Here is a 26,672-nt window from a genome sequence, read left to right on the forward strand (position 1 = left end):
GGCTCCTCCGAGCCGCCCCCGCAGGCGACTCCGCAGACCGGAGAACCCGATGGACATATCGACGCAGACAGCAGACGCACCTCCCCCCATACCCCCGCAGCCCTCCGCGGCCGAGCAGAAGCGCGACGCCCGCGGCGCCACCCGGGTCGGTGACCGGGTCTTCCTCGGTCTCTCCCGCGGTTCCGGCATCCTGCTCCTGGTGGTCATGGCCGCGATCGCGGTCTTCCTCACCTACCGGGCCGCCCTCGCGATCAACCGCGACCACGGCAACTTCCTCACCACCTTCGAGTGGAACACCAACCTCATCCCGCCGAGCTTCGGCATCGCGGTGCTCGCCTTCGGCACGATCGTCTCCTCGATCATCGCCATGGCCATCGCGGTCCCGATCGCGGTCGCGATCGCCCTGTTCATCACGCACTACGCGCCGCGCCGCCTGGCCGGCCCCGTCGCGTTCGTGATCGACCTGCTCGCCGCCGTGCCGTCCATCGTGTACGGCCTGTGGGGTGCCCTGATCCTCGTGCCGCACATGACCGGCCTGTTCGGCTGGCTGAACGACTACTTCGGCTGGACCGGGATCTTCTCCTGGGACGGCGGCGCCCCGCGCTCGATGCTGACCGTCGCCATCCTGCTCGCGATCATGATCCTGCCGATCATCACCAACGTGAGCCGCGAGGTCTTCCGCCAGGTCCCGCAGATGCACGAAGAGGCCGCCCTGGCGCTCGGCGCCACCCGCTGGGAGGTCGTCCGCATGGCCGTGCTGCCCTTCGGGCGCTCCGGCGTGATCTCCGCCTCGATGCTCGGCCTCGGCCGCGCGCTCGGCGAGACGATGGCCGTCGCCACCGTGCTCTCCCCGGACTTCGACATCCACGCCAGCCTGCTCAACCCGGGCGGCGGCACCTTCGCCCAGAACATCGCCAGCAAGTTCGGCGAGGCGACCTCGGACGGCCGTGACGCGCTCATCGCCTCCGGTCTGGTCCTCTTCGTCATCACCCTGCTGGTCAACGGCGCGGCCCGCATCATCATCCAGCGCCGCGCAGAGTACTCGGGGGCCAACGCATGAGCACCGCAGCAGCCAGCACCCTGCGCGGTGCCACCCTCCCCAAGTGGTCCCCCTACGCCATCGTCGGCGGGGCCATCGTCCTCGGCGTGGCCATCGGCCTGGTCGGCGGCCTGGACAGCAAGGTCCAGTGGGGTCTGATCGCCGGCCTCCTCTACGTGCTCGGCACCTATGCCATCGCCGCCCGGGTCGAGGGCCGCCGACAGGCCAAGGACCGCGTCGCCACCTCCCTGGTGTGGGTCGCCTTCGTCGTCGCCGTGGTCCCGCTGGTCTCCCTGATCTGGGTGACCGTCTCGCGCGGTGTGAAGGTCCTGGACGTCTACTTCCTCTCGCACTCCATGGGCGTCGTCGCCGACTCCCAGCCCGGCGGCGGTGCCTACGCGGCCATCATCGGCTCCCTGGAGCAGGTCGGCCTCGCCACCCTGATCGGCGCCCCGGTCGGCATCCTCACCGCGGTCTACCTCGTCGAGTACGGGCGCGGCCGGCTCGCCAAGGCCGTCACCTTCTTCGTGGACGTGATGACCGGTATCCCGTCGATCGTCGCGGGTCTGTTCATCCTCAGCCTCATGCTGATCTTCGACATGGAGCCCTTCGGCTTCGCCGGATCGCTGGCCCTGGCCATCCTGATGATGCCGGTGGTCGTGCGCTCCACCGAGGAGATGCTCAAGCTCGTCCCGAACGAGCTGCGCGAGGCGTCGCTGGCGCTCGGCGTGCCCAAGTGGCGCACCATCCTGAAGGTGGTCCTGCCGACCTCCATCGGCGGTATCACGACCGGTGTCATGCTGGCCATCGCCCGTATCGCGGGTGAGACCGCGCCGGTGCTGCTGCTGGTGTTCGGCAACCCGTTCATCAACAACAACCCCTTCGAGGGTGCGCAGTCGTCGCTGCCGCTGTTCATCTACCAGCAGTACGCGAACAGCGCCGGCGCCAACGCGGCCTACGACCGTGCCTGGGCGGCCTCGCTCACGCTGATCGCCTTCGTGATGATCCTGAACCTGGTGGCCCGCGGCATCGCCCGCTGGAAGGCCCCCAAGACCGGTCGCTGACCGGCCGACAGCGACCGACTCTCTGGAAGTGAAGAAGTAATGTCCAAGCGAATCGACGTAAGCGGGCTCACCGCCTACTACGGCTCCCACAAGGCCATCGAAGACATCTCGATGAACGTCGAGCCGCGCACGGTCACGGCGTTCATCGGCCCCTCCGGCTGCGGCAAGTCGACGTTCCTGCGCACGCTCAACCGCATGCACGAGGTCACCCCCGGCGGCCGCGTCGAGGGCAAGGTCCTCCTCGACGACGAGAACCTGTACGGCGCCAACATCGACCCGGTGGCGGTACGCCGCGAGGTCGGCATGGTGTTCCAGCGCCCCAACCCCTTCCCCACGATGTCGATCTTCGACAACGTGGCCGCGGGGCTGCGGCTGAACGGCAACTTCAAGAAGAGCGAGCTCGGCGACATCGTCGAGAAGTCCCTCAAGGGCGCGAACCTCTGGAACGAGGTCAAAGACCGCCTGAACAAGCCGGGCTCCGGCCTCTCCGGTGGTCAGCAGCAGCGTCTGTGCATCGCCCGCGCGATCGCGGTCGAGCCGAAGGTGCTGCTCATGGACGAGCCCTGCTCGGCTCTGGACCCGATCTCGACCCTCGCCATCGAGGACCTGATCGGCGAGCTGAAGGAGCGCTTCACGATCGTCATCGTGACGCACAACATGCAGCAGGCGGCGCGTGTCTCGGACCGTACGGCGTTCTTCAACCTGGCCGCCGTCGGCCAGCCCGGCAAGCTGATCGAGATCGACGACACGGAGCGCATCTTCTCCAACCCGTCGGTCCAGGCCACGGAGGACTACATCTCCGGCCGCTTCGGCTGAGCCGAGGATCCACCGACCCCTCGCGGTGCTGCATGGCGGTGCCACCGCGAGGACGCAAGAGGGCCCGCCCCTGGCTCCCGGGGGCGGGCCCGTTGTCTTTTGGGGGCGCGGGGAACTGCGCGACCAGCCACGGCGCATCCGCAGTCGACACCGGACGGAATGGCGGTCCGAGAGTGCCGCGATCCGTCGTCAGCCGGCTGCAGCGTCGTCGTGGCCGGCCGCGCAGTTCCCCGCGCCCCTTACGGGGCTCGTTCACAGGGGCTTTCGACCTCGCCCTTTTACCGACCGAGTCGGGTGGGCGGGTGGGCCGAGGGGCTAGAGGAACGCCAGGTCGACCACGCCGAAGGCGGTCGCTGCCACCAGGGCCGCGGCCGGCATCGTGATGAACCAGCCCAGGACGATGTTCTTGGCCACGCCCCAGCGGACCGCGTTCACACGCTTCGTCGCGCCGACGCCCATGATGGCCGAGGTGATGACATGGGTCGTGGAGACCGGCGCCTTGAAGAGGTACGCCGTGGTGAACATGATCGACGCGCCCGTCGCCTCGGCCGCGAAGCCCTGCGGGGGGTCGAGTTCGATGATCTTGCGGCCGAGGGTGCGCATGATGCGCCAGCCGCCCGCGTAGGTGCCCAGGGAGAGCATCACGGCACAGACGATCTTGACCCAGACCGGGATCGGGTCGCCGTACGTCTCATGGCCGGAGATGACCAGTGCCATGACGACGACGCCCATCGTCTTCTGGGCGTCCTGGAGGCCGTGGCCGAGGGCCATGCCGGCCGCCGAGACGGTCTGCGCGATCCGGAAGCCCCGCTTCGTCTTGTGCGGGTTGGAGCGGCGGAACAGCCACATGATGGCGGTCATCACCAGGTAGCCGAGGAGCAGGCCGACGACAGGGGACAGGAACATCGGGACGATGACCTTGTCCACGACGCCGTTCCACAGGACGGTCGTGCCGCCGGCCAGCGCCGCGCCCACCAGGCCGCCGAACAGCGCGTGGGAGGAGGACGAGGGCAGGCCGAAGTACCAGGTGACGAGGTTCCAGACGATCGCGCCGACCAGCGCCGCGAAGAGGATGCCCATCCCCTTGGAGCCCTGCGGCGTCTCGATCAGGCCCTCGCTGACCGTCTTGGCGACACCGGAGCCCAGGAAGGCGCCCAGCAGGTTCATCACGGCCGCCATCGCGAGGGCCGCCCGGGGCGTCAGCGCCCGGGTGGAGACCGAGGTCGCGATGGCGTTCGCAGAATCGTGGAAACCGTTCGTGTACGTGAAGAAGAGCGCGACCAGGATGGTCACGACGAGCGCGAAGGTGTCCATCGACTGCTCAGGACTCCTTGACGGCGATGGTCTCCACCGTGTTCGCCACGTGCTCGAACGCGTCCGCCGCCTCTTCCAGGACGTCCACGATCTGCTTGAGCTTCAGCACCTCGATCGCGTCGTACTTGCCGTTGAAGAGGTGGGCGAGAAGCTTGCGGTGGATCTGGTCCGCCTGGTTCTCCAGGCGGTTCACCTCGATCCAGTACTCGGTGAGGTTGTCCAGCGTGCGCAGGTGGGGCATCGCCTCGGCCGTCAGGTCGGCGGCCCGTGCCAGCACCTCGATCTGCTGCTCGACACCCTTCGGCAGCTCCTCGACGTTGTAGAGGACGACCAGGTCGACGGCCTCCTCCATGAAGTCCATGATGTCGTCGAGGGAGGACGCGAGGGTGTAGATGTCCTCGCGGTCGAAGGGCGTGATGAACGAGGAGTTCAGCTGGTGGAAGATCGCGTGCGTGGCGTCGTCACCTGCGTGTTCCGCTGCCCGCATACGCTCTGCGATCTCGGCTCGGGCAGACGCGTCCGCCCCGAGCAGTTCCATCAGGAGCTTCGAGCCCGTGACGATGTTGTCCGCGGACGCGGCGAACATGTCGTAGAAGCTCGTCTCCCTGGGGGTCAGACGAAAGCGCACTTGGGGTCCTCGGTATGCATGGGTTTCGGTCAGGCTGATGCTAAGCGCATCATCCGGCCACGGCTAATGGGCCGCCGTCCAGTTTCGCCCATCGGGCATCCTGATCAGCACGGGGGCGTCCCGAGGGCCCTATACCCAGCAAAGTTCGTTACCATATACCCACTAGGGGTATATGTCTCGACGATGCGGAGGACGCGATGACGACCACCGGGGCCGGCGCCATGACACCCTCCGGAAGCGGAGTGCAGGCGACCACGCACGGTTACCACAAGCAGAAGGACGAACACCTCAAGCGGCTGCGCCGGATCGAGGGCCAGATCCGGGGCCTGCAGCGGATGGTCGACGAGGACACCTACTGCATCGACATACTCACCCAGGTCTCCGCCTCCACCAAGGGCCTCCAGTCCTTCGCCCTGCAGCTCCTGGAGGAGCACCTGCGGCACTGCGTCGCCACGGCAGCCATTGAGAGCTCCACTCAGGGGGCCGTCAAGGGCGGGGCGGAGATCGACGCGAAGGTCGAGGAGGCCACCCAGGCCATCGCCCGTCTGCTGCGGACCTGACCGGCCGGAATCAGCGGACCTCGCGCTCCTCGGTCACCCGCAGCACCTCGTCGATGCTCGCCAGGCTCAGCCGGTCCTCGGCGGCCGAGGCCGCGATGATCAGCTCTCCGCACAGCTCGATCTCGGCGAGGGCCACGTGGTCCTGAACTGCCGTACCGCCGGCCGGAGCCACGTGCATCACCTCTTCTCTGCCGTCACCGACTCTCTAGAGTAGGCAGCGGTCTACACAACGCGCATGGCACGGACGGGCTAGTTCACAGGTTGTACAGAGCCGTTCCCTGACTAGTGCGTCGGCTGGTTTTCGGCGATCCGGCCCGCGTAGATGTCCTCGGAACGCGGCAGCCTCACGTCCACCGGTGTGCCGAAACCGTACAGCAGGGTCGTCGAGGCGACCGCCACGGTGCCCCTGCCGCCGTCGTTGACGAAGCTGAACCGCTGCCGGAGCTTGCGGATCCGGCCCTGGTCGTCGAGGTACACGTCGAACGGGACCACGGCGGTGGCGAACCCTTTCGCCGCGGCCGCCAGGGAGGCCCGGTTGCCGGCCGACGCCGAGCGGGCCGCCGCCGCGAGGTCGGCGGTGCCCCGGTAGTGCCGGACCTCGGTCCCGGCCAGCTCGGTCGTGCCCAGGTAGGTCGCCGTGCGGGTGCCGCGCAGCAGCTCGGCCGCGGCGAACGGGTCCGTCGCGCCGCCGGTGACCAGGTTGCCGTCGGAGAGGGCCGCGGTCTCCACGCGGACCCACTTGTCGGCGGGTACCCCGGCGCCCCGGTTCTTCATGAACAGGGCTCCCGGGGCGAGGAGTTCGGTGATCGGGCGGTGCTCGGAGGCACCGGCGGGGTCCTGCGGGAGGACGACCGTGAGCCTGCCGAACTGCTGGTCGTAGTCGTAGACGCCCTTGCCGCGGATGGTGACCCGGGTGCCGCCGGTGGCCATCTCCATCGAGGTCGTCGCCCGGGAGGTGCGGGTGGCGCGCAGGGTGTCCGCCGCGCGCTTCAGGAGGGCGACCGGTTGGTCGGCGGGGGTGCCGCCGACGCCCTCGGCCGTGGCCCCGCCGCAGCCGGTGGCGCACGCCCCGAGGCCGACCACGAGCCCTACGGTGACGGCCGTCCTTCCGGCCCGCCAGTGCTGCCGCCGATCCATGTCCTGCCTACCCCCAGCCGGTACGTCCGTCACGGGCCCCCTGTCGTTCCGCTTAACGAGGGGTGGGTGGGGCCGTCACGCATGCCTGTGCTCTGCCGGGCATGGGTAACGTTGTCGGTGTGGCACAGCAGGACGGTTCCGGGCAGGCCCTGGAGGGGGCAGAACACGAGGCGGGCACGGTGGAGCAGGGGCGGTTCTGTTTCGCCCGGTGCACGTGCGGGTGGCGGGGGCCGGCCCGGAGGGCGAGAAGCCTGGCGCGTTCCGATGCGGAGGGGCACCTGGCCGGGGGTGGCTGAGGTCGTCGGTCGGGTGCCGGACGGTGGGGGTCGACCGCGCAGTTCCCCGCGCCCCTGACGGGGCGCTGCACGGGGAACTGCGTGACCAGGCACGGCGCACCCGCGGTTCTCCACGGTCCCGCGCCCCTGACAGATCCGAAGACAGGCGCGCTCTTCTACTGCGTGTTGTGAAGCGAGGCCAGCAGTTCGTCCACCAGCTCGGCGTCTCTCGGCTGGGTCAGTCTGCGGCGGGCCTCGGCCGGGCGGAGCCAGAGGATCCTGTCCACCTCGTGGTTCGGGGTGAAGTGGCCCTCTCCTGCTTCGCCGGACCAGTAACGGACCGTCTTGGGGCGGCCGTTGGCGTAGTAGTGGGCGGTGGAGAGTTCGGTGCCGAGGGTGGCTGTGTAGCCGGTCTCCTCGGCCACCTCGCGCAGTGCGGCCATGTCCGCGTCCTCACCGCGCTTGAGCTTGCCTTTCGGATGCGACCAATCATCGTATTTTGGGCGGTGGACGAGGCAGACCTCCACGTCGCCGTCGACCGGCGAGCGACGCCACAGGACGCAGCCCGCCGCCGGCACCGGGGTCTCGTTCACACGGCCTCCACCCGCTGCTTCTGCCATGCCTGCTGGAACGCGAACCGGGCCGCCTCCACCTCGTGCCGCTGGTCGGCGTGGAGAACGCCGAGGGCGTAGGCCGTGGCGGGGGCGATGCGCGGGGTGCGGGCCGCCGCGGCCGCCGCGGCGGCGGCCTCCGAGGCGTCACGGTGCCGGTTCAGGGCCTGGCCGGCCGCGAGCAGCCGTACGTCCACGGGCGCGCCCTGGCCGCACAGCACCTCGCGGGCGTAGCGGTGCAGCCGCAGCAGGAGGCGGACCTGGTGCCAGGGGCCGTCCTGGGGATGCGGGGCGGGGTCCGGGGACAGGCCGTGGACCAGGGCCTCCGCGTTGTAGGGGTGGCCCGCGGTGACCAGCGGGAGGGCGGCGACGGCGTCGGTGAGGCGTTCCTCGGCGGCCGCGGCCGGCGGGCGCAGGTCGGTGCCGGGCGCCGCGGCCGTCAGCGGGACCTCGCTGGCCAGCACCGCGACCTTGTCGGCGACCGCGTGGAAGCGGGCGGAGCCGAGCGCCTGGAGGGCGGTGGAGTGGGCCCGGGTGCGGGCCAGGGTGAGCTGGCGGTCCAGCAGGGCGCCCGCCTTGGCCGCACCGACGGTGAGGTTGCCGCGGTCCTGCGGCGCCTCCGAAGTGGCCTGGCTGGGCAGGGATGTCGAGCCGGAGAGTCGGTGGAGCGCCAGCAACAGGCGCTCCAGCCGTGCCTCGTAGGCGTGCTCAAGGCCCAACGTGCCCGACAGCCAGGCCAGTTCCGGGCGGATCTCCTCGGACCAGTCGGTGTCGAGGAGCGGGCGGAAGGTGTGCAGGCTGCCGCTGATGCGCCGGGCCGAGCGGCGCAGGGCGCGGGCCGCGTCGACGGACTCCTGCGCCGCGCTCGCCGTCCCGGTCTCCCGGTGCAGGCGCAGCGCGCGGAGGAACTCGGTGGCCTGGGTGCGCAGGTAGCCCGCCAGGGCGTCCCCGGTGACCACCCGGGCCGTCGGGTCCGTCGGTTCAAGGTGTTGCTGTGCCACGCCGGCGCCTCCGGGCGTCTATGAGCGTCTCCTGGATGTTGCGCAGTGGCCGTCCGTCGGCGTCGGTCGCGTGCCGGGTCCATTCGCCGTCCGGGCCCAGGTGCCAGGAGGAGGTGGAGTCGGACATGCCGGACTCGAGGAACCGGTTGAGGGCCGCTCGGTGCGCCGGGTCGGTGACCCGGACCAGGGCCTCTATCCGGCGGTCGAGGTTGCGGTGCATCATGTCGGCGCTGCCGATCCACACCTCGGGCTCGCCGCCGTTGCCGAAGGTGAAGACCCGGGAGTGTTCCAGGAAGCGGCCGAGGACCGAGCGGACCCGGATGTTCTCCGACAGGCCCGCGACACCCGGGCGGATCGCGCAGATGCCGCGCACCCAGATGTCGACCGGCACGCCGGCCATGGCCGCGCGGTAGAGGGCGTCGATGATCGCTTCGTCGACCATCGAGTTGGCCTTGATACGGACGAACGCGGGGCGTCCGGCCCGGTGGTGCTGTATTTCCTTGTCGATGCGCGCGATCAGGCCGTCGCGCAGCGACTTGGGAGCCACCAGCAGGCGGCGGTACGTCTCCCGGCGGGAGTAGCCGGAGAGGCGGTTGAACAGGTCGGACAGGTCCGCGCCGACCTGCGGGTCGGCGGTGAGCAGGCCGAGGTCCTCGTAGAGTCTCGCCGTCTTCGGGTGGTAGTTCCCGGTGCCGACGTGGCTGTAGCGGCGGAGTGTCTCGCCCTCCTGGCGGACCACCAGGGACAGCTTGCAGTGGGTCTTCAGGCCGACCAGGCCGTAGACGACATGGCAGCCGGCCTCCTCCAGCTTGCGCGCCCACTTGATGTTGGCGTGCTCGTCGAAGCGGGCCTTGATCTCGACCAGGACGAGGACCTGCTTGCCGGCCTCGGCGGCGTCGATGAGCGCGTTGACGATCGGGGAGTCGCCGGAGGTCCGGTACAGGGTCTGCTTGATCGCGAGGACGTCGGGGTCCTCGGCGGCCTGCTCGACGAAGGCCTGCACGGAGGTGGAGAAGCTGTCGTACGGGTGGTGCAGCAGTACGTCCCGCTCGCGCAGGGCCGCGAAGATGTCGGGCGCGGACGCCGACTCGACCTCGGCGAGGTCGCGGTGGGTGCCCGCGATGAACTTGCGGTACTTCAGCTCCGGCCGGTCGAGACCGGAGATGCGGAAGAGGCCGGTCAGGTCGAGCGGGCCGGGCAGCGGGTAGACCTCGGCCTCGTTGACCTTCAGTTCGCGGACCAGCAGGTCGAGGACGTCGCGGTCGATGGACTCCTCGACCTCCAGGCGCACCGGCGGCCCGAACCGGCGCCGCATGAGCTCCTTCTCCAGGGCCTGGAGCAGGTTCTCGGCGTCGTCCTCCTCGACCTCCAGGTCCTCGTTCCGGGTCAGGCGGAAGGCGTGGTGCTCCACCACCTCCATGCCGGGGAACAGCTCCTCCAGGTGGGCGCCGATGACGTCCTCGATGGGGACGTACCGGCCCGGGGAGCTCTCCAGGAACCGGGACAGCGACTGCGGCACCTTCACCCGGGCGAAGTGCTTGTGGCCGCTGACCGGGTTGCGGACGACCACGGCCAGGTTCATGGAGAGGCCGGAGATGTACGGGAAGGGGTGCGCGGGGTCCACGGCCAGCGGGGTGAGGACCGGGAAGATCTGGTGCCGGAACAGCGTGAAGAGCCGGGCCTGCTCCTTCTCGGTCAGCTCGGCCCAGCGCACCAGGTGGATGCCCTCCTCCGCGAGCGCGGGGGCGACGTCCTCGTGGTAGCAGGCGGCGTGCCGGGCCATCAGCTCACGGGAGCGGGCCCAGATCATCTCCAGCACCTCGCGCGGCTGCAACCCGGAGGCGGACCGGGTGGCCACGCCGGTCGCTATGCGGCGCTTCAGCCCCGCCACCCGGACCATGAAGAACTCGTCCAGGTTGCTCGCGAAGATCGCCAGGAAGTTCGCCCGCTCCAGCAGGGGCGTCTCGGGGTCCTCGGCGAGCTCCAGCACCCGTTCGTTGAACGCGAGCCAGCTGCGCTCCCGGTCGAGGAAGCGCCCTTGGGGCAGTTGCACCCCGTCGACCTGCGACTCCTCGTACGCGTCGAGGTCGGCGTCGATGTCGGGTTCGAGGTCGGAGACCGCGGCGGCCACCGTGTGCGGGCGGTGCGCGGCGATGGAGCCCACGGAGGGCTGGGCGGGCTGGACCTCGGCTGCCTGGGCGTTCTGCTGACTCATGAGCCCATTCTTCCGCGCCCTGGCCGTCACGGGCGCGTCGGAACGCGCGGGTGGGAGGTGGACGACCCCGTTTCCCACGAACCCCTCGGGGGGCGGTGAAGGCTCTGGCACGGCGGGCTTCATTGGCTGAGCGTCGCAAGTCCGTCTGAACCAATGGTTACGAAGACATGGCGTGCGGGATAGCGGGGGGAGGCTCGCGGACGTCCGTGATCGGCCTTCGAAGGCTTTGGGGATCACGAAAGCGACGATCCTGTACGACCTTCTCACCGGTCCCGCGTATCCGGCCCCCGGCGGCCTCGCCGGACCTCGTGCCGCGCTTGCGCCGACCGGGGGACGCGCGGGACCGACGGTCCCTCAGCGGGCCCGGCGGCGCAAGAGGCAGAACGCGCCGACCGTGGCCGCGGCGGCCAGTGCGAGCACCATCGCGGTGGCGAGGAGCTGTACGGGCCAGAAGCCGTGCAGCGGGCCGTGCAGCGGCGTCCAGGCCTTGCGCAGGTACAGCCTGACGACGAGTGTCACGGCGGCGGCCGCGCCGAGCGCCGGGAGGGTGCGGCGCAGCGCGATCCCGGCGAGGGCGCCGACGGCGAGGCCGAGCAGCAGCAGGGCCGGCAGCAGCGGGCCGCGCGGGATGAAGACGCGGTCGTAGGTCCAGTTGCTGACCAGCGAGTCCCGGTCGGAGCTCCACGCCCAGCCGAAGAGCAGCGCCAGCAGTGCGCCCCCGGCGGCCACTGGTACGGCGGCCGTGGTCAGCTTGGCGGCCAGCCAGCGGGCCGGGGACACGGACTGGGTCCAGGCCAGCTCGGCGGTGCCGGACTCCAGCTCGCGGCCGAGAAGCGCGCCGCCCGCCCAGGCGGCGACGGCGACGCAGGAGAAGCCGAGGGCCTCGCCGAGGAGGTTGAAGAGGTTGTTGGCGTCGGTGAACGCCGAGTAGCCGCAGCTGGGCAGGTGGCCGCCCATGGGGGAGTAGGCGAAGAAGCTGTGGCAGGCCCGCTCGGCAGGCACCTCGTGGAGGTGCAGCCAGAGCAGCAGGCCCGTCACGAGCAGCACGAACGCGGCCCACACGAGCAGCGCGGGGCGGTGCAGCCGGCCCAGGGAGCGGCGGGGCGCGGGCGCCGGGAGGGCGCTGGTCGGCGCGGTCATGCGGAGGGCTCCGTACGGTGCTTGAGGAGGCGGAAGGAGAGCAGGACGGCGAGGGCGGCGACGGTGAGGACGATCGCGGTCTCGGTGAGGTGCAGGGGCCAGTAGTGGGAGGGGGGCTGGTAGGTCGCGAAGCGGCTGTCGCCGTCCCCGCCCTCGTTCACCAGCGCGACGTTGTCGGGGATGTCGAAGGCGTGCGGCCCGGTGCGGGTGACGGCCGGCCACAGGCGGAAGCGGTAGCTGGTCAGCACGGCGTTGAGCAGCCACATCGCACCGGCGGCGGCCCCGAGCGCGGCCAGCGCGCGGCGCAGCAGCAGACCGGTGAGGACGCCGACGGCGAGGGCGCACAGGGCGTACGCCACGAGCAGCGGGCCGCGGGCCATGAACGCGGTGTCCCAGGTCCAGTCGAACTGGAGGGACGGGTCCGGCGGGGAGGCGGACACCCAGCGGAACACCAGGACCAGGATCGTGCCGCCGGCGGTGACCGCGAGTGCGGGCAGCGCGAGCTTGGCGGTCAGCCAGCGGACCGGGGTGATGCCCTGGGTCCAGGCCAACTGTGCGGTCCCGTACTCCAGTTCACGGCCGATGAGGGAGCCGCCGGCGAACCCGGCGACGGCGACGAAGCCGTAGCCGATCAGGTCGCCGGCCCAGGACAGCTGGGTCGGATAGCCCATCAGGAGATGCAGGGTGTCGCAGTCGCCGACGCAGGGCAGGTCCCGGGTGTTCGGGTCCTTCCCGGTGACCTCCGCCAGCCACACCAGCCAGCCGCTCGCCCCCGCCACGAAGACGGCCCAGGCCAGCAGCGCCGACCGGTGCAGCCGCAGTACGGTCCGGGGCAGTCCGCCGCCGCGCAGGGCCGGGGAGCTCATCGGGTGGCCGCCTTGCCGGTCAGGCGGCGCAGGACCACGAAACAGCCGACGGTCAGGAGCGCCGTGACGGTCAGGAGGACGGCCGTGGCGGTCAGCTGGAGCGGCCAGTAGTGCGCGTAGGGGTGGTAGGTGACATGGTACCGAGCCGCGTTTCCGCCGTGGCTCACCGTCCAGGAGCCGGAGGGCGAGGCGACATAGCCGTGCCCGCTGCGGCCCAGCGTCGGCCACAGGTGGGGCAGCAGCTCCAGGTGTACGCCCCAGATGACGGCCGTCAGCAGCAGGCCGGAGGCCAGCGCGGGCAACGTCCGCCGCCACAGCAGCCCCGCCAGCGCGCCCGCCGCGAGCCCGGCCAGGGACAGGGCGACCAGGACGGGGCCGCTGGTGTGGAAGGTCCCGATGTCGTACCAGTCCTTGGCGCTGTCGATACGGCCCCGGCCCGCGGTCCAGGCCAGGTAGTGCAGCCAGGCCAGCAGGCCGGTCCCCGCCGTGACGAGGACGGCCGGGGCCGCCAGCCGTACGGCCAGCCAGCGGACCGGGGTGCTGGACTGGGTCCAGGACAGCCGCGCGGTGCCGGACTCCAGTTCCTTGCCGAGCAGCGCGCCGCCCGCCCAGGCGGCGGTCAGGAAGGGCACCAGGGCCGCGGCCAGGGTCGCGTAGTTGTACCAGTCCTTGTAGCGCAGGATCGCGCTCTGGCCGTACGCGCACGTGGTGTCGAACCCGCAGGCGTCGTAACGGCGCCAGCTCTCGGCGGCCGCGTCGGCCATGGGGCCGTGCAGCAGGAGCAGCAGGGCGGCGGTGAGCAGGACGAGGGCCGTCCAGACGTACAGCGCCGGGCGGTGCAGGCGCAGCAGCCAGCCGGTCAGCCGGGGCCTGGCCGCGGGCGCGGGTGCGGACAGGGCGGTCATGCGACGGCCTCCTCGGCCGGGGTCAGGACCGGGGCCTCGGGGTTGCGGAGGTGGGCGAGGACCAGTTCCTCCAGGGAGGGGGTGGCTGCGTGCCAGTCGTCGGGGAGCGGGCCGGCCGGGCGGACCAGGGCGCTGAGCTGCCGGCCCGTGGTGCGGGACTCGACGACGGTGTGCGGCGCGAGGTCGGTGTCGGCGGGGACGGCGACCCGGGCGTGGGCGGTCAGCAGGTCGTCGATCTCGCCGGCCAGCCGGACCCGGCCGCCGCCGATCAGCAGCAGGTGGTCGCAGGAGTCCTCCAGTTCGGCGACCACGTGCGAGGACATCGCGATGGTGGTGCCGTGCTGGGCGGCCTGCACCATCAGCACGCCCATCAGCTCGTGCCGGGCGAGCGGGTCGAGGTCGGCCATCGGCTCGTCGAGGAGGAGCAGTTCGGGCCGCTTGCCGAGGGCGAGGGCGAGCGCGACCCGGGTGCGCTGGCCGCCGGAGAGGGCGCGGACCCGGGACTTCGGGTCCAGGTCGCCGGCGGCCGTGATCCGTTCGGCGGCGGCCGCGTCCCAGTGCCCGGGGTTGAGGTCGGCGCCCATCCGGAGCGTCTCGGCGACCGTGAGCTGCGGGTAGAGCGGCTTGTCCTGGGCGACGTAGCCGATCCGGGCGCGGGCCCCGGCCGGGGTGGTGCCGAGGACGGTCAGCTCGCCCTCGGTGGCGCCCAGCAGACCGGCGGCGAGGGCGAGGAGCGTGGACTTGCCCGCTCCGTTGGGGCCGACGACGGCACACACCCGGCCGGCGGGCAGCCGGAAGGTGCAGTCGCGCAGCGCCCAGCCCCCGCGCCGGCCGAACCGCTTGCCGAGCGCGGACGCCGCTATCGCGGTGTCGGTCATCAGTTCTCTCCCTGAAAGTTCTTGTCCAGTACGGCGGTGAAGAGTGCGGCCACGTCGTCGCGGTCCAGGCCGGCCGTGCGGGCCCGGACGACCCAGGCGTCCAGCTCGTCGTGCAGGGGGGACTCGGCGGCCGGGGCGGTGCCGAGCGAGCGCTTCACGAAGGTGCCGAGGCCGCGCCGGGCCTCCACCAGGCCCTCGCGCTCCAGCTCCCGGTAGGCCTTGAGGACGGTGTTGGGGTTGATGGCGGTGGCCTCGACCACCTCGCGGGCGGTGGGCAGCCGGTCGCCCTGCTGGAGGTGCCCCAGGCGCAGCGCCTGTTTGGTCTGCTGGACGATCTGGACGTAGGTGGCGACGCCGGAGCGCCGGTCGATGCGGTACTCGACCACCCGTACCATCACCCTTTCACTAATTGAGTAGTGAAAGGGTGGTCCAGGGCGGTCCGGAAAGTCAAGGCGGGTTCCGTGAACCGGTCGGCGGGGCTCGTGCGATGAGGAGACGTGAGCGGAACGAGAAGCGACGGGGAGCTGCTGCGCGCGATCGCGGCGGACGCGGACCGGCGCGCCTTCGAGGAGCTGTACCGGCGGTACGCGCCGTGGCTGACCGCGCGGCTGCGCGGCCGGTGCGCGGATCCCGCGGTCGTCGACGACGTCGTGCAGGAGACGTTCCTCGCGGTGTGGCGGGGGACCGCCCGGTACCGCGAGACGGAGAACGCCGACGCGGCCGGGTGGCTGTGGCGGATCGGGTCGCGGCGGCTGATCGACGCGCTGCGCGGCGACGGGGCCCGCGGCCGGCTGCGGCAGGCGCTGGCCCGGCTGCGGCACCGGGACGAGGTCTCGGCGGAGGAACGCGTGCTCGCGGGGGTGGAGCACGGGGACCTCGCCGGGGCCCTGGTCCGGCTCTCGCCCGAACTGCGGGCGGTGCTCCAGGCGACGGTGATCGACGGACTGACCACCCGCGAGGCGGCGGTCCTGCTCGGCATCCCGCCGGGGACGGTCAAGACACGGGCGATGCGGGCGCGCAAGCAGCTGCGGGCGGAGTTGGCATGAGCAGGCAGACGGTTGGGCGGTTCCTGCGGGGCCGTGTGCTGACATGGGAGGTGGCGGCATGACGTGGCATGTGGATGCCGAGGATCTACGGGCCTACAGCCAGGGGGAGTTGGCGCCGCCCGCGTTCTGGTCGGCCGATACCCATCTGGTCGCCTGTGCTCGCTGCCGGGCCGCTCTCGCCGAGGTGAGCGAGTCCGTCGACGCCGGGTGGGTGCGGCTGGACGCCGAACTCGACGCGCCCCGGCCGGGGTTGGTCGAGCGGCTGCTGGTGCGGTTCGGGGTCGCCGACCACACCGCACGGCTGCTGTCGGCCACCTCCGTGCTGCGCCGCTCCTGGCTGGGCGCGGTCGTCGCCGTGCTGCTGATGTCCGTGGTGGCCGCCCGGAGCACGGGGTCCGTCACCCTCTTCCTCGTCCTCGCGCCCCTGTTGCCGCTGGCCGGGGTCGCGTTGTCGTACGGGCCCGCGCTGGACCCGACGTACGAGATGGCGGTCGTAGCCCCGGTACACGGGTTCCGGCTGCTGATGATCCGCACGGTCGCCGTGCTCACCGCCTGCTTCGGTCTCAGCGTCCTGGCGAGCTTCGCCCTGCCCGGCTACGGACTGCGTGCCCTGGCCTGGCTGCTGCCCGCACTCGCCCTCGCCTCGGCCGGCCTCGCGCTCTCCGCCCGGCTCGGCCCGCTGCTCGCACCGTCGCTGGTCGGCGGGGCGTGGGTGACGCTGCTGTGGGCCGTCCACGCCTACGACGCGCACGCCACGCTCATGCCGTTCACGGTGGCCGGCCAGGCGACGGCGGCCGGGGTCGCCGCGCTCGCGGCCGGGCTGCTGTTCCTCGTACGTGACCGTTTCGACCACTTCCAGGGGAGTGCCGTATGACACCCACCGTTTCCGCCTCCGGGCTGAGTCTGCGCTACGGCGGGACCCGCGCCCTCGACGACGTGTCGCTGCGGCTGTCCCCGGGCGTCACCGGCCTGCTCGGCCCGAACGGCGCGGGGAAGACCACCCTGTTGCGGGTGCTGGCCACCTCCGTCCCCGCCGACAGCGGCGCCTTCACCGTTCTCGGGCACGACCCGGGCACGCCGGCCGGCCGCCAGGAGGCGCGGCGCAGGCTCGGCTATCTGCCCCAGACCCCGGGCTTCCACCCCGACTTCACGGCCTTCGAGTTCGTCGACTACGTGGCGATCCTGAAGGAGATGACCGACCGCGCCGTCCGTCACCGCGAGGTGCGCGCCGTCCTGGACGGGGTCGACCTCTCCGACGTCCGCGGCAAGCGCGTCAAGAAGCTGTCCGGCGGGATGCGCCAGCGGGTCGCGCTGGCCGCCGCGCTGATCGGCGACCCCGGCTTCCTGGTCCTGGACGAGCCCACGGTCGGACTGGACCCCGAACAACGCATGCGCTTCCGGGAGTTGATCGCCCAGGCGGGCGAGGGCCGTACGGTCCTGCTCTCCACCCACCAGACCGAGGACGTGGCGATGCTCTGCCATCGCGTCCTGGTGATGGCCGGTGGCCGCATCCTCTTCGACGGCACCCCCGCCGAGCTGACCGCACGGGCGGCCGGCCGCGTGTGGAGCAGCACGGAACGCGACCCGGGCGCGAAGGCCGGCTGGCGCACCGGTACCGGTTCCTTCCGCAACGTCGGCAGCCCGCCGGCCGGGGCCGAGCTGCTCGAACCCACCCTGGAGGACGGTTACCTGCTGACCCTGGACGATGCGGAGGTGCCGGCGTGAGCGCGGTGCTGGAACGGACCCCCGTGGCGGCGCGGACCGGACCCCCAGGTGCCTCCTGGGCGGCCGTCCTCGCCCTGGCCCTCTTCGAGGCGCGGCGACTGCTGCTGCGCATCCCGGTGCTGGCGGCCTTCGCGCTGTACGTCACCTGGATCGTGTGGCGCACCCCGCTCCTGGAGAACGGCTACCCGGTGCTCCAGGACGCCGACCGCGCCACCCAGTCCGGCCCGCTGCTGATCGGCCTCGCGGTGCTGGTGTGCGTCAACCAGGCGGTGCTGCGGTCCCGGCGCCGGGACACGGAACGCCACTTCGCGGTACTGGTGCTGCGACCGTGGCAGCGCACTGCGGCCCACGCCCTGTCCGCCGCCCCGAGCGCGCTGCTCGTCGCGGTGTGCGTGGGCGCGCAGTACGGCTGGTCGGCGCTCAGGCCCGACGCGGTGGGCAGCGGTTCGCCCGCCGAGCTGCTGGTGGGCCCGCTGACGGTGCTGCTGGCCGCGGCGTTCGGGGTGCTGCTCGCCCGGCTGTTCGCGTCGGTCCTCGCGGCCCCGCTGACGATCGTGCTGCTCCTATTCCTCTCCTTCGGCGTGGCGGTCCCCGACGCGAGCGAGGAGCGGGGCGTGCGCTGGCTGCTGCCCGTGGTCAGCGAGAACGCCCAGCAGGCGATCCCCTCCCAGCTGATCGACCGCCCCGCCGCCTGGCACGCGCTGTATCTGCTCGGCCTCGTCCTGACGCTGACACTGCTGGCGGTCCTGGCGTCCGGCGGCCGCGGCCGGCTCCTCCTCGGCACCGTCGCGGGGGCCCTGGCACTCACGCTGACCAGCGGGATCACGCAGACGGCGACGCTGCCGGACGCGACGACGGCGGCACGGGCACGGGCCACCGACGCACCGCAGAAAGAGCAGACCTGTGTGCGCCGGGGCGGGACGACGTACTGCGCGTTCCCCGAGTGGATGCCGAGGGTCGGCACCTGGGCGTCCGTCGTGGACCACGTCCGGTCCCTGACCGGCGGCACCGTGCGAGAGCGCCCCCTCCTCGTCCGCCAGCGGGTCTACGCCACCGGCGGCCTCACCGCCGACGGCGCGATCGACCCGTCGGCCACCCCCGGCCAGGTCACCGTCGGCACCGGCTGGGGCGGCCCCCGTGTCCCCGAGTTCTCCGCCGCGGTCGCCTCCGTGCTGGTCGCGGGCAGCGAGAGGGCGACGGTCGGAGTGTGCGACGGCCGGATGGTCACCACCATGTGGCTCGCCCTGTCCTGGCAGCCCGACCCGGTGAAGTCCCTGCGTGCCGTCCGCCTCGACGACAGTGTGACCGGCTCGGCGATCGTCCTCACCCCGACCAACCCGCTGCAGATGACGGCCGGTCAGACGTACGTCGTACGCCAGCTCCTCGGAAAGCCGAGGGAGTCCGTGGCCGCGAAGGTGAAGGCGCACTGGGCCGAGCTGACCGCTCCGAACGTCACCAGCGCGCAGGCGGCCGAGCTGCTGGGAGTCAAGGCACCGAAGGAGGCGGACAAGTGCGACTGACGGCACGGGAGTCGCTGGTCCCCGTCCTGCGTACGCTGCCGTGGCGGGCGTTGGCGGCCGGCGGGGGACTGGGGCTGCTGCTCGCGGGGTTGCTGCGCTGGGCGACCGGTGAGTTCGGCGGCTGGCCCGCGCTCACCCTGCTCCGTACCGCCGCCCTGGCCTACGCCCTGACCCTGACCTTCGTCCTGGACGACCCGGCCCGCCACACCGTATCCACGGTGCCGACGCGCAGGGCGCTGCGCACCGGGCTCCGCCTGGTCCTGGTCACCCCGGCCACCGCACTGTGGTGGATGGCGGTCGTTCTCCTGGTCCCCTCGTCCCTGCGGCCTCCGGTGGCCGACGTCACCCTGGAGGCGGCGGCAGCCTGCGCCGTGGCCCTGGCGGCAGGCGCGCTGGCGACCCGCCTGACGGACGAACCCCGGCCGGGCCCCTCGGTGGCGGCGGCGTACCTCCTCACAGCCGTCCTCACCCCGCTGCTCCCTCACCGTTGGGCTCTGTTCGTGTGGCCGGCGGACAAGGGGTGGGAGGCGGCGCACGAGAGGTGGGCGTGGGTGCTGGTGGGGGCGCTGGTGGCGCTGGCGCTGTGCATGCGGGAGCCGATACGGAGAAGAAGGGCGCCCATCGGCCGCCGGCCGGGCACCTTCGCTCCGTCCGGGGGTACCCCCTCTGGGGGAGTCTGAGGACGAGGCCGAAGGAGGCTCCGGGAGCACAGTCCCCGGGGCCGCGCACCGGAACCCGGCCCGACCGCCGGAGGCATCACGTCTCCGTCCGGTACATCAGGTCCGTCTCGTGGGTCGTGAAGCCCAGCCGTTCGTAGACCGCCACCGCCGCCGTGTTGTCCGCGTCGACGTACAGCATCGCCGTCGGCAGGCCGCGGCCGGCCAGATACCGCAGCCCGATGGTCGTGAGGGACTTGCCGAGGCCGCCGCCCTGCGCGGTGGGGGAGACGCCGAGGACGTAGACCTCGCCCAGGCGCTCCGCGTCGTGGACCTTCGTCCAGTGGAAGCCGAGGAGTTCGCCGCCGCGCTCCGCGAGGAAGAAGCCGGCCGGGTCGAACCAGGGCTGGGCCTTGCGGTCGTCCAGGTCGCGCTGGGCGAGCGAGCCCTGTTCCGGGTGGTGGGCGAAGGCGGCGGCGTTGAGCGACAGCCAGGCCGCGTCGTCCTTGCCCGGGACGAAGGCGCGCACGGTGACGCCCTCGGGCAGCTTCGGGTCCGGCAGCTCCAGGTCCGTCAACGGGCGGCGCATCTGCCGCAGTTCACGGAACAGGGTGAGGCCGAGGACCTGGGCGAGGTGACGGGCCGCCGAGTGGCCGCCGTGCGCCCACACCCGCAGCCGCTTCCCGGACGCGGCCAGCAGGGCGGAGCCCAGCGCGCGGCCGTGACCGTGGCCCCGGTGGGCCGGGTGGACGACCAGTTCCGCGGCCGGTGCCTCGACCGGGTCGGTGTCCTCCAGCTGGGCGTAGCCCACGAGTTCGTCGCCGACGGTGAGAAGCAGATGGGAGACGCCCTCCCGGGCGCCGCCGGTCAGCTGGAGGCGGCCCTGCTCGGACACCGGCTGCTGGCCGTCGGCCCGCGCGGCCTCCGCCAGCAGTTCCCGTACGGCCTCGGCCTGATCCGGGGCGAGCGCGGAGAAGGTGTCGATGGAGCGGGAGTACATGGGCGGCCGTGCGGTGTCGTCGCTGGTCATGCGTACGAGGGTACGGGGCCCGATCGGCAAAGTGCGGACACCGGGGAAAGGTAAAGGGCAGGGCAACCGGCAACCAAGATGTAACCATGAACCCCCTGTTGCGCTACGCGCGTTGACCCTAGGCTGCGCCGGACCGGGCCACTTCTCAGCAGACCCACAGGGGGCTCCATGCCAGCGAAGTCCAGACCGTCCAGACGGCGTACCCACGCACTGCTCGCCTCGGCCGCCGGGCTCGCCGTCGCCGCGGCCCTGCTGGGCGCGCTGCCCGCCGACGCGCACTCCGGCACGGGCCACGGGCCGCACCCCGGCCGCTACCAGGACGTCCAGCTGCTCTCCTTCAACGACCTGCACGGCAACCTGGAGCCGCCGGCCGGTTCCTCGGGCCGGGTCACCGAGGCCCAGGCCGACGGCACGACCAGGACGATCGACGCCGGTGGCGTGGAGTACCTGGCCACCCACCTGCGCCAGGCCCGCGCGGGGCACCCGTACTCCGTCACCGCCGCCGGCGGCGACATGGTCGGCGCCTCCCCGCTGATCTCCGGTCTGTTCCACGACGAGCCGACCATAGAGGCGCTCAACAAGCTCGACCTGGACGTGACGACGGTCGGCAACCACGAGTTCGACGAGGGCGCCAGGGAACTGGCGCGTCTTCAGAACGGCGGCTGCCACCCCACCGACGGCTGCTACACCGGCAAGAAGTTCAAGGGCGCCGACTTCCCCTACCTGGCGGCCAACGTCCTGGACGAGAAGACGGACAAGCCGATCCTCAAGCCCTACTGGGTCTGGCAGAAGAAGGACGTGAAGATCGGCTTCATCGGCGTCACCCTGGAGGGCACGCCCGGCATCGTCTCCGCCGACGGGGTCAAGGGCCTGGCCTTCAAGGACGAGGTCGAGACCATCAACAAGTACGCCAAGGTGCTCCAGCGCCAGGGCGTCCAGTCGATCGTGGCCCTCGTCCACGAGGGCGGCTTCCCGGCCTCCTCGAACTACAACTACGACTGCGACTCCGCGGGCGCTGGCAGCGGCATCTCCGGCCCGATCGTCGACATCGCGAAGAACGTGACCCCGGCGGTGGACGCCCTCGTCACCGGCCACACCCACACCGCCTACGTGTGCACGGTCGACGACCCGGCCGGCAACCCCCGCATGGTCACGTCCGCGGCCTCCTTCGGCCGCCTGTACACCGACACCACGCTGACCTACGACCGCCGCACCGGCGACATCGCGCGTACGGCCGTACAGTCCGCGAACCACGTGGTCAGCCGGGACGTCGCCAAGGCGCCCGACATGACCGAGCTGATCAGCAGGTGGAACACGCTCGCCGCCCCGATCGGCAACCGCGCCATCGGCTACGTCTCCGCCGACATCGGCAACACCGGCACCGAGTCCCCGATGGGCGACCTGATCGCCGACGCCCAGCTCGCCTACGGCAAGGAGCTGGACCCGGGGACCGACCTCGCGCTGATGAACCCGGGCGGGGTGCGGGCCGGGCTGACGTACGCGGCGAAGGGCAGTGAGGGTGACGGCGTCGTGACGTACGCCGAGGGCTTCACCGTGCAGCCGTTCGCCAACACCGTGAACCTCCAGGACTTCACCGGCGCGCAGCTGATCCAGGTGCTCAAGGAACAGGTGAGCGGTGCGAACGCGGCCGCCCCGAAGATCCTGCAGCCGTCCGCCGGCCTCAGCTACATCCTGGACCTCACGAAGAGCGGAGCGGACCGGGTCGTCACCGGTTCCGTGCGGCTGAACGGCACGGCCGTCGACCCGGCCGCCACCTACCGCGTCGCCACCAACTCCTTCCTCGCGGGCGGCGGCGACGGCTTCACCACCCTCGGCCAGGGCACCGGCGACGTCGTCGGCACCGACGACCTGTCGGCTCTCGCCCAGTACCTGACGGCCCACTCCTCGGCCGCCGGTCCGCTCGCGCCGCCGGCCGCGAACCGGATCACGATCGTGCAGTAGCCACCGTCTCCGCCCCACCCGGGCCCGGTACGCACACCCGTGCGTACCGGGCCCTTTCTGTTGGATAAAACCTATGTGAGGTGGTGTCCGGTTCCCAGTTGCTCCTGAAAATTCATCTCAGCCGCAATTCATCGAGGTCTAACTGAAAATGGCTTTCTTCGGCTCTGGGGGCGCGTAATGTTTTCCATGTCGAAAGCGAACGGCGCGGACGACAGAACGAAGGAGAAGATCATGAGCTTCCACAAGATCGTCCCGGTGAAGAAGGCCGAGAAGCCCGCCCCGAAGCCGGCTCCGAAGAAGAAGGACTGCAAGAAGTCCCAGCCCAAGCGCCCTGTGGGCAACCGCTAACTCGCCAGCCCAGAGGAGGGAATTTCCATGAGCTTCCACAAGATCGTCCCCGTCAAGAAGCACCGCAAGCCCGCCCCGGCTCCGAAGAAGCCCGCGCCGAAGAAGCCGGAGCCGAAGCGCCGCCCGGTCGGCGACGAGCGCTGACAAAGAATTTACAGAAGTAATTCAAATCAATTCACAGGTTGTTGCAGCGGGGTAGTAGAGAAACTGTTGCAGAACCACGACATAAGTCACGACAGAAGTCACGACAGAGAGGCAGCACCCCATGAGCTTCCACAAGATCGTCCCCGTGAAGAAGCACCGCAAGCCCGCCCCGGCCCCGAAGAAGCCCGCGCCGAAGAAGCCCGAGCCGAAGCGCCCCGTGGGCGACCAGCACTGACGAACGCCGTGCGGCGGGGTCACCGGTTACGCGTGGTCGCACCGGTGGCCCCGCCTCGGCCATGTCCACTACCTCTGAAGGGAGTTGTCGACCATGAGAGAAGCGCGTGCGGCCTTCCGCCGCTTCTGGCCGCTGACCCGCGGCGACCGCAGATGGCTGTGGATGATCATCGCGTGTGTCGTGGTGTCCGCGCTCGCCGAGACCGCCGCGATCCTGCTCTTCGCCGACCTCACCGACAACGCCCTCAAGGCCGGTTCGCTCGCCGCCTTCTGGGGCCCGGCCGGCGCCTGGCTGCTGGTCGCCGCGGTGGGAGCGTTCGTCGGCTACCTCGGCAACTCGCTGGCCACCTGGACCGCGGAGAGGTTCGTGCTGCGCCTGCGCGCGAAGGTCTTCCGGCACGTCCAGGACCTGCCCCCGCACTTCTTCCAGCGGCACCGCCAGGGCGACCTGGTGGAACGCCTCACCGGTGACGTCGAGGCCATCGAGCAGATGGTCGTGTCCGGGGTCGTCGGTACCGTGGCCGCCGCCTTCTCCGCCGTCTTCTACGCGGCCGCCGCCTTCTGGCTGCGCTGGGACCTGGCGCTCGCCACCTTCGTCCTCGCGCCCCTGTTCCTGTTCGCCGCCCGCCGCTTCTCCGGCCGGATCAGGACCGCCTCCCAGGACGAGCGGGTCGCCGACGGCGCGATCACCTCCGTCGTCGAGGAGTCCCTCGGCAACGTCGTCCTCACCCAGGCGTACAACCGCCGCCGGGACGAGGAGCAGCGCCTGGACGTCGAGGCCCGCGCCTGGATGCGGGCGAGCGTGCGCGGCGCCCGGCTCAGCGAGATGTACGCGCAGTTCGTCGAGGTCGTCGAGACCGTGTGCGTGCTGGCCGTGATCGGCCTGGGCGTCTGGGAGATCTCCGCCGACCGGATGACCCTCGGCCAGCTGCTCGCCTTCGCCGCCTTCCTCGGCTACCTCTACCCGCCGGTCCGCAACCTCGGCCAGCTCGGCCTCACCCTCACCGCGGCCACCGCGGGCGCCGAACGCATCGGGGAGATCCTGGACGCCGAACCCGCCGTCACCGACCCCGCCCGGCCGGTCGGCCCCTGGCCCGTCCGCGGCTGGGTCAGCTTCCACAACGTCTCCTTCCGCTACCCGGAGTCCCCCCGCGCCTCCCTCCGAGACGTGGACCTCGCGGCCGGACCCGGCGAACTCGTCCTGGTCACCGGCAAGAGCGGCGCCGGCAAGTCCACCCTCTCCAAGCTCCTCACCCGCTTCTACGACCCCTCGGCCGGCGTGATCTGCCTGGACGGCGTCCCGCTCACCGACGTACCCCTGGAGTTCCTCCGGGAGAACGTCGCCCTGCTCCCGCAGCAGACGCTGATCCTCAACGGCACGGTCCGCGAGAACATCGGCTGCGGCCGCCCCGGCGCGAGTGACGAGGAGATCGAGCAGGCGGCCCGCGACGCTGCCGCGCACGCCTTCGTCGCCGCCCTCCCCGAGGGCTACGACACCCACATCGCCCCGGGCACGGCCGCCCTCTCCGGCGGCCAGCTCCAGCGGATCGCCATCGCCCGCGCGATGCTCCGCGCCGCCCCGGTCCTCGTCCTCGACGAGCCGACGGCGGGCCTGGACGCGATCGCCGCCCGCCAGGTGGTGGCCCCGCTGCGCAGGCTCATGGCCGGCCGTACGACCATCATGATCACGCACGACCTCACCCTGGCCCCCGACGCCGACCGCATCCTCGTCGTCGACCGCGGCCGCCTGGTGGAGGCGGGCACCCACGCCGAACTCCTCGCCCGCGACGGCGCCTACGCCGCGCTGGCCCACCCGCTCCCGGAGGCGATCGCGGCGGAACCGGCCGCGGCCCCGGACGAGACGATGATCCTCAGGTGGTAGTTCAGGCGGTAGTTCAGGCGTTGGTTCAGGTGGTAGGAGCCGTCCGCAGGGTGTACCCCATCCCGCGCACGGTGTGGATGAGCCGCGGTTCGCCGCGGCTCTCCAGTTTCCGTCGCAGGTACATGACGTAGACGTCCAGCGTGTTGGAGGCGGGCGCGAACTCGAAGCCCCACACCTCCCGCAGGATCCGGTCCCGGCTCAGCACCCGCCCCGGATTCCGCAGCAGCAGCTCCAGCAGCGCGTACTCGGTCCTGGTCAGGTCCAGGGCCCGGTCCCCGCGGCGCACGGTCCGGCTCCGCAGGTCCATCGAGACGTCCTCGTACCCGACGAACCCCTCCCCGCCCGGCGCCCGCTCCGGCTCCCGCCGCGGACTGCGCCGCAGCAGCGCCCGCACCCGGGCGAGGAGTTCCTCGGCGGCGAACGGCTTGGCCAGGTACCCGTCCGCGCCGTTGTCGAGGGCGACGATGCGGTCCCCGACCGCGTTCCGCCCGGTGATCATCAGAATCGGCACGGTGGACCCGGAGGCCCGGATCCGCCGGGTGGCGGCCAGCCCGTCCAGGCCCGGCATCTCCACGTCCATCAGTACCAGGTCGGGCGCGCTCTCCGGAGCCCCGAGAAGATCGAGGGCCACTCTGCCGTCGTCGGCGAGGAGCGTCTCGTACCCCTCGAACCTGAGCAGCCGGCCGATCCCGTCCCGCACGGCCGCGTCGTCGTCGGCCAGCAGGATCTTCCTCGCCATCTGAGCCATCTCAGCCATCTGACAAAAGTGTGACCAAGGGCTGTGACGGGGCTGGGCGAGGGATGTGGATGGGCTACGGCTGCCGGGCGGCGGAGCGCGGCGGCCGGATGCCCCAGTACCACTGGAGCACGCCGGCGAGGACACCGCCCACGGCCAGAGGCACGCACACGATCAGCAGGAAGACGTGGTCCGCCCACCCCGCGATCACCAGCGCCATGGAGACCACGATCATCACGAAGACCGTCGCGATGGCCGCGTAGGCACCCCACATCCACGCCCTGCGCCGCACGGCCCCGCGCAGGATCCGCTCCTCGACGTCCGGGCGGCGCTCCCAGGTGAGGCTGCGGTGCGGGGCGGCGGCCAGGCACAGCTCCGCGACCTCGGCGTAGGGGTCGTCCAGCTGCCAGTCGTTGAGGTGCGGGAGCAGGAAGCGGCGGCCCTGGACGTCGTACAGGTAGGTGAGCCACTGGGGCGCCATCCGTCCGGAGCCGCGCGGGACCGGCTCGACCCGGATGTCGTACACCTCGGACCAGGCCCAGGTACGGGCCCGCAGCGGTCCCTGCGCGGTGATCCCGGCGGAGGTGACCCTCGTGTACGCCCGGTACTGCTCCAGCACGATCCGCGCCATCGTCACGAGCAGCAGCCCCCCGACGACCGGTGGCCCCCACCGGTTCGCGTCACCGCCGCCGAGCCGGTCACCGGACACCCGGGCGGTCTGGATGAGCGCGTTCGCCGCCACCACCCCCAGCAGCGCGAGATACGACCACGGCAGCTTCCGCCGTTTCCGGTACTCCCGCTCGACTCCACCCTCGTCCATACCCCGCACCCTCCCCTGGCGCACCGAACGGATGCGCGACTGGGGAGAGGATAAGACCACTTACCGAGGCGTCAGGAGGCGGTGGCCCTCCGGCTGCCGAGCCGGTCCCTGACCTGCCGT

The 26,672-nt window shown here is 71.5% G+C and carries 27 protein-coding genes; 12 read left to right on the forward strand and 15 right to left on the reverse strand.

The window, feature by feature from the left end; genetic code table 11:
- The first annotated feature begins 49 nt into the window (after positions 1-49).
- The 3 genes from pstC to pstB are packed head-to-tail and all read left to right on the forward strand — an operon-like array spanning position 50 to position 2,919.
- Positions 50-1,060 carry a phosphate ABC transporter permease subunit PstC gene (gene pstC, locus IEZ11_RS29200; RefSeq protein ID WP_189265909.1) on the forward strand — a complete coding sequence of 337 codons (1,011 nt, stop codon included), beginning with the start codon at positions 50-52 and terminating at the stop codon, positions 1,058-1,060.
- Positions 1,057-2,103, forward strand: a complete 1,047-nt coding sequence (pstA, locus tag IEZ11_RS29205) for a phosphate ABC transporter permease PstA (RefSeq protein ID WP_189265910.1) — start codon at positions 1,057-1,059, stop codon at positions 2,101-2,103. Before pstC ends, pstA begins: the two co-directional genes overlap by 4 nt.
- 39 nt (positions 2,104-2,142) lie before the next feature.
- Positions 2,143-2,919 carry a phosphate ABC transporter ATP-binding protein PstB gene (gene pstB / locus IEZ11_RS29210; RefSeq protein ID WP_189265911.1) on the forward strand — a complete coding sequence of 259 codons (777 nt, stop codon included), beginning with the start codon at positions 2,143-2,145 and terminating at the stop codon, positions 2,917-2,919.
- A 315-nt stretch (positions 2,920-3,234) separates the two neighbouring features.
- Here pstB and IEZ11_RS29215 read toward each other — a convergent pair whose 3' ends face one another.
- Entirely contained in the window at positions 3,235-4,233 is a 999-nt protein-coding gene (locus IEZ11_RS29215; protein WP_189265912.1) for an inorganic phosphate transporter, read from the reverse strand.
- A 7-nt stretch (positions 4,234-4,240) separates the two neighbouring features.
- A complete protein-coding gene (locus IEZ11_RS29220; protein WP_132892118.1) occupies positions 4,241-4,861 on the reverse strand; it encodes a DUF47 domain-containing protein in 621 nt (206 codons plus the stop codon).
- Between the two features lie 197 nt (positions 4,862-5,058).
- On the opposite strand from IEZ11_RS29220, the gene IEZ11_RS29225 reads away from it, so the two are divergent.
- Positions 5,059-5,421: a metal-sensitive transcriptional regulator gene (locus IEZ11_RS29225; protein WP_189265913.1), complete on the forward strand. Its 363-nt coding sequence runs from the start codon at positions 5,059-5,061 to the stop codon at positions 5,419-5,421.
- A 10-nt stretch (positions 5,422-5,431) separates the two neighbouring features.
- Here the strand turns inward: IEZ11_RS29225 and IEZ11_RS29230 are convergent, their stop codons facing one another.
- The 10 genes from IEZ11_RS29230 to IEZ11_RS29275 form a co-directional block, all read right to left on the reverse strand.
- Entirely contained in the window at positions 5,432-5,599 is a 168-nt protein-coding gene (locus IEZ11_RS29230) for a hypothetical protein (RefSeq protein WP_189265914.1), read from the reverse strand.
- A 104-nt stretch (positions 5,600-5,703) separates the two neighbouring features.
- On the reverse strand, positions 5,704-6,558 hold the full coding sequence (locus tag IEZ11_RS29235) for an SCO4651 family lipoprotein (protein WP_189265915.1): 855 nt from the start codon (positions 6,556-6,558) through the stop codon (positions 5,704-5,706).
- Positions 6,559-7,009: 451 nt separating this feature from the next.
- The gene (locus IEZ11_RS29240) at positions 7,010-7,453 is read right to left on the reverse strand and encodes an NUDIX hydrolase (RefSeq protein WP_189265916.1); all 444 of its coding nucleotides are present in this window, start codon (positions 7,451-7,453) and stop codon (positions 7,010-7,012) included.
- A complete protein-coding gene (locus tag IEZ11_RS29245) occupies positions 7,423-8,445 on the reverse strand; it encodes a CHAD domain-containing protein (protein ID WP_189265917.1) in 1,023 nt (340 codons plus the stop codon). Before IEZ11_RS29245 ends, IEZ11_RS29240 begins: the two co-directional genes overlap by 31 nt.
- Positions 8,426-10,783 (reverse strand): RNA degradosome polyphosphate kinase, encoded by a 2,358-nt coding sequence (locus tag IEZ11_RS29250; RefSeq protein WP_189265918.1) that lies wholly within the window; start codon positions 10,781-10,783, stop codon positions 8,426-8,428. The genes IEZ11_RS29245 and IEZ11_RS29250 overlap by 20 nt, the downstream gene beginning before the upstream one ends.
- A 231-nt stretch (positions 10,784-11,014) precedes the next feature.
- Entirely contained in the window at positions 11,015-11,800 is a 786-nt protein-coding gene (locus IEZ11_RS29255) for an ABC-2 membrane transporter-related protein (RefSeq protein WP_189265919.1), read from the reverse strand.
- A complete protein-coding gene (locus IEZ11_RS29260) occupies positions 11,797-12,666 on the reverse strand; it encodes an ABC-2 membrane transporter-related protein (protein WP_189265920.1) in 870 nt (289 codons plus the stop codon). Before IEZ11_RS29260 ends, IEZ11_RS29255 begins: the two co-directional genes overlap by 4 nt.
- Entirely contained in the window at positions 12,663-13,571 is a 909-nt protein-coding gene (locus IEZ11_RS29265) for an ABC-2 membrane transporter-related protein (RefSeq protein ID WP_189265921.1), read from the reverse strand. The genes IEZ11_RS29260 and IEZ11_RS29265 overlap by 4 nt, the downstream gene beginning before the upstream one ends.
- Positions 13,568-14,449, reverse strand: coding sequence for an ABC transporter ATP-binding protein (locus IEZ11_RS29270; RefSeq protein WP_189265922.1), 882 nt, complete (start codon positions 14,447-14,449; stop codon positions 13,568-13,570). The genes IEZ11_RS29265 and IEZ11_RS29270 overlap by 4 nt, the downstream gene beginning before the upstream one ends.
- Entirely contained in the window at positions 14,449-14,835 is a 387-nt protein-coding gene (locus IEZ11_RS29275) for a GntR family transcriptional regulator (RefSeq protein ID WP_189266114.1), read from the reverse strand. Before IEZ11_RS29275 ends, IEZ11_RS29270 begins: the two co-directional genes overlap by 1 nt.
- A 111-nt stretch (positions 14,836-14,946) precedes the next feature.
- On the opposite strand from IEZ11_RS29275, the gene IEZ11_RS29280 reads away from it, so the two are divergent.
- From IEZ11_RS29280 to IEZ11_RS29300, 5 genes are read left to right on the forward strand one after another with little or no spacing between them, the layout of a single operon-like run.
- The gene (locus IEZ11_RS29280; RefSeq protein WP_189265923.1) at positions 14,947-15,495 is read left to right on the forward strand and encodes an RNA polymerase sigma factor; all 549 of its coding nucleotides are present in this window, start codon (positions 14,947-14,949) and stop codon (positions 15,493-15,495) included.
- Positions 15,496-15,553: 58 nt separating this feature from the next.
- Positions 15,554-16,369, forward strand: a complete 816-nt coding sequence (locus tag IEZ11_RS29285) for a zf-HC2 domain-containing protein (RefSeq protein ID WP_189265924.1) — start codon at positions 15,554-15,556, stop codon at positions 16,367-16,369.
- Entirely contained in the window at positions 16,366-17,220 is an 855-nt protein-coding gene (locus IEZ11_RS29290) for an ABC transporter ATP-binding protein (protein WP_189265925.1), read from the forward strand. The genes IEZ11_RS29285 and IEZ11_RS29290 overlap by 4 nt, the downstream gene beginning before the upstream one ends.
- A complete protein-coding gene (locus tag IEZ11_RS29295; RefSeq protein WP_189265926.1) occupies positions 17,217-18,740 on the forward strand; it encodes an ABC transporter permease in 1,524 nt (507 codons plus the stop codon). The genes IEZ11_RS29290 and IEZ11_RS29295 overlap by 4 nt, the downstream gene beginning before the upstream one ends.
- Positions 18,731-19,420 (forward strand): ABC transporter, encoded by a 690-nt coding sequence (locus tag IEZ11_RS29300; RefSeq protein ID WP_229713423.1) that lies wholly within the window; start codon positions 18,731-18,733, stop codon positions 19,418-19,420. The genes IEZ11_RS29295 and IEZ11_RS29300 overlap by 10 nt, the downstream gene beginning before the upstream one ends.
- Positions 19,421-19,496: 76 nt before the next feature.
- Here IEZ11_RS29300 and mshD read toward each other — a convergent pair whose 3' ends face one another.
- The gene (gene mshD / locus IEZ11_RS29305; protein ID WP_189265927.1) at positions 19,497-20,426 is read right to left on the reverse strand and encodes a mycothiol synthase; all 930 of its coding nucleotides are present in this window, start codon (positions 20,424-20,426) and stop codon (positions 19,497-19,499) included.
- A 168-nt stretch (positions 20,427-20,594) separates the two neighbouring features.
- Here mshD and IEZ11_RS29310 point away from each other — a divergent pair, with 168 nt between their 5' ends.
- From IEZ11_RS29310 to IEZ11_RS29320, 3 genes are all read left to right on the forward strand, one after another.
- A complete protein-coding gene (locus tag IEZ11_RS29310; protein WP_189265928.1) occupies positions 20,595-22,388 on the forward strand; it encodes a bifunctional metallophosphatase/5'-nucleotidase in 1,794 nt (597 codons plus the stop codon).
- A 186-nt stretch (positions 22,389-22,574) separates the two neighbouring features.
- Positions 22,575-22,736 carry a hypothetical protein gene (locus tag IEZ11_RS29315; protein ID WP_189266134.1) on the forward strand — a complete coding sequence of 54 codons (162 nt, stop codon included), beginning with the start codon at positions 22,575-22,577 and terminating at the stop codon, positions 22,734-22,736.
- Between the two features lie 472 nt (positions 22,737-23,208).
- Positions 23,209-24,996 carry an ABC transporter ATP-binding protein gene (locus IEZ11_RS29320; RefSeq protein ID WP_189265929.1) on the forward strand — a complete coding sequence of 596 codons (1,788 nt, stop codon included), beginning with the start codon at positions 23,209-23,211 and terminating at the stop codon, positions 24,994-24,996.
- 25 nt (positions 24,997-25,021) lie between these two features.
- Here the strand turns inward: IEZ11_RS29320 and IEZ11_RS29325 are convergent, their stop codons facing one another.
- Both IEZ11_RS29325 and IEZ11_RS29330 read right to left on the reverse strand, forming a co-directional pair.
- A complete protein-coding gene (locus IEZ11_RS29325) occupies positions 25,022-25,753 on the reverse strand; it encodes a response regulator transcription factor (RefSeq protein ID WP_373294991.1) in 732 nt (243 codons plus the stop codon).
- Positions 25,754-25,808: 55 nt separating this feature from the next.
- On the reverse strand, positions 25,809-26,552 hold the full coding sequence (locus tag IEZ11_RS29330; RefSeq protein WP_189265930.1) for a PH domain-containing protein: 744 nt from the start codon (positions 26,550-26,552) through the stop codon (positions 25,809-25,811).
- Between the last annotated feature and the right edge of the window lie 120 nt (positions 26,553-26,672).

Source organism: Streptomyces fuscichromogenes (assembly GCF_014645815.1).
Lineage (GTDB): Bacteria > Actinomycetota > Actinomycetes > Streptomycetales > Streptomycetaceae > Streptomyces > Streptomyces fuscichromogenes.

Coding starts and splice junctions, on each gene's coding strand:
- IEZ11_RS29260 (WP_189265920.1), bottom strand. CDS start 12,666: ATGAGCTCCCCGGCCCTGCGCGGCGGCGGACTGCCCCGGACCGTACTG.
- pstB (WP_189265911.1), top strand. CDS start 2,143: ATGTCCAAGCGAATCGACGTAAGCGGGCTCACCGCCTACTACGGCTCC.
- pstC (WP_189265909.1), top strand. CDS start 50: ATGGACATATCGACGCAGACAGCAGACGCACCTCCCCCCATACCCCCG.
- IEZ11_RS29310 (WP_189265928.1), top strand. CDS start 20,595: ATGCCAGCGAAGTCCAGACCGTCCAGACGGCGTACCCACGCACTGCTC.
- mshD (WP_189265927.1), bottom strand. CDS start 20,426: ATGACCAGCGACGACACCGCACGGCCGCCCATGTACTCCCGCTCCATC.
- pstA (WP_189265910.1), top strand. CDS start 1,057: ATGAGCACCGCAGCAGCCAGCACCCTGCGCGGTGCCACCCTCCCCAAG.
- IEZ11_RS29235 (WP_189265915.1), bottom strand. CDS start 6,558: ATGGATCGGCGGCAGCACTGGCGGGCCGGAAGGACGGCCGTCACCGTA.
- IEZ11_RS29285 (WP_189265924.1), top strand. CDS start 15,554: ATGACGTGGCATGTGGATGCCGAGGATCTACGGGCCTACAGCCAGGGG.
- IEZ11_RS29325 (WP_373294991.1), bottom strand. CDS start 25,753: ATGGCTGAGATGGCTCAGATGGCGAGGAAGATCCTGCTGGCCGACGAC.
- IEZ11_RS29330 (WP_189265930.1), bottom strand. CDS start 26,552: ATGGACGAGGGTGGAGTCGAGCGGGAGTACCGGAAACGGCGGAAGCTG.
- IEZ11_RS29270 (WP_189265922.1), bottom strand. CDS start 14,449: ATGACCGACACCGCGATAGCGGCGTCCGCGCTCGGCAAGCGGTTCGGC.
- IEZ11_RS29290 (WP_189265925.1), top strand. CDS start 16,366: ATGACACCCACCGTTTCCGCCTCCGGGCTGAGTCTGCGCTACGGCGGG.
- IEZ11_RS29320 (WP_189265929.1), top strand. CDS start 23,209: ATGAGAGAAGCGCGTGCGGCCTTCCGCCGCTTCTGGCCGCTGACCCGC.
- IEZ11_RS29240 (WP_189265916.1), bottom strand. CDS start 7,453: ATGGCAGAAGCAGCGGGTGGAGGCCGTGTGAACGAGACCCCGGTGCCG.
- IEZ11_RS29265 (WP_189265921.1), bottom strand. CDS start 13,571: ATGACCGCCCTGTCCGCACCCGCGCCCGCGGCCAGGCCCCGGCTGACC.
- IEZ11_RS29230 (WP_189265914.1), bottom strand. CDS start 5,599: ATGCACGTGGCTCCGGCCGGCGGTACGGCAGTTCAGGACCACGTGGCC.
- IEZ11_RS29225 (WP_189265913.1), top strand. CDS start 5,059: ATGACGACCACCGGGGCCGGCGCCATGACACCCTCCGGAAGCGGAGTG.
- IEZ11_RS29315 (WP_189266134.1), top strand. CDS start 22,575: ATGTCGAAAGCGAACGGCGCGGACGACAGAACGAAGGAGAAGATCATG.
- IEZ11_RS29215 (WP_189265912.1), bottom strand. CDS start 4,233: ATGGACACCTTCGCGCTCGTCGTGACCATCCTGGTCGCGCTCTTCTTC.
- IEZ11_RS29255 (WP_189265919.1), bottom strand. CDS start 11,800: ATGACCGCGCCGACCAGCGCCCTCCCGGCGCCCGCGCCCCGCCGCTCC.
- IEZ11_RS29250 (WP_189265918.1), bottom strand. CDS start 10,783: ATGAAGCCCGCCGTGCCAGAGCCTTCACCGCCCCCCGAGGGGTTCGTG.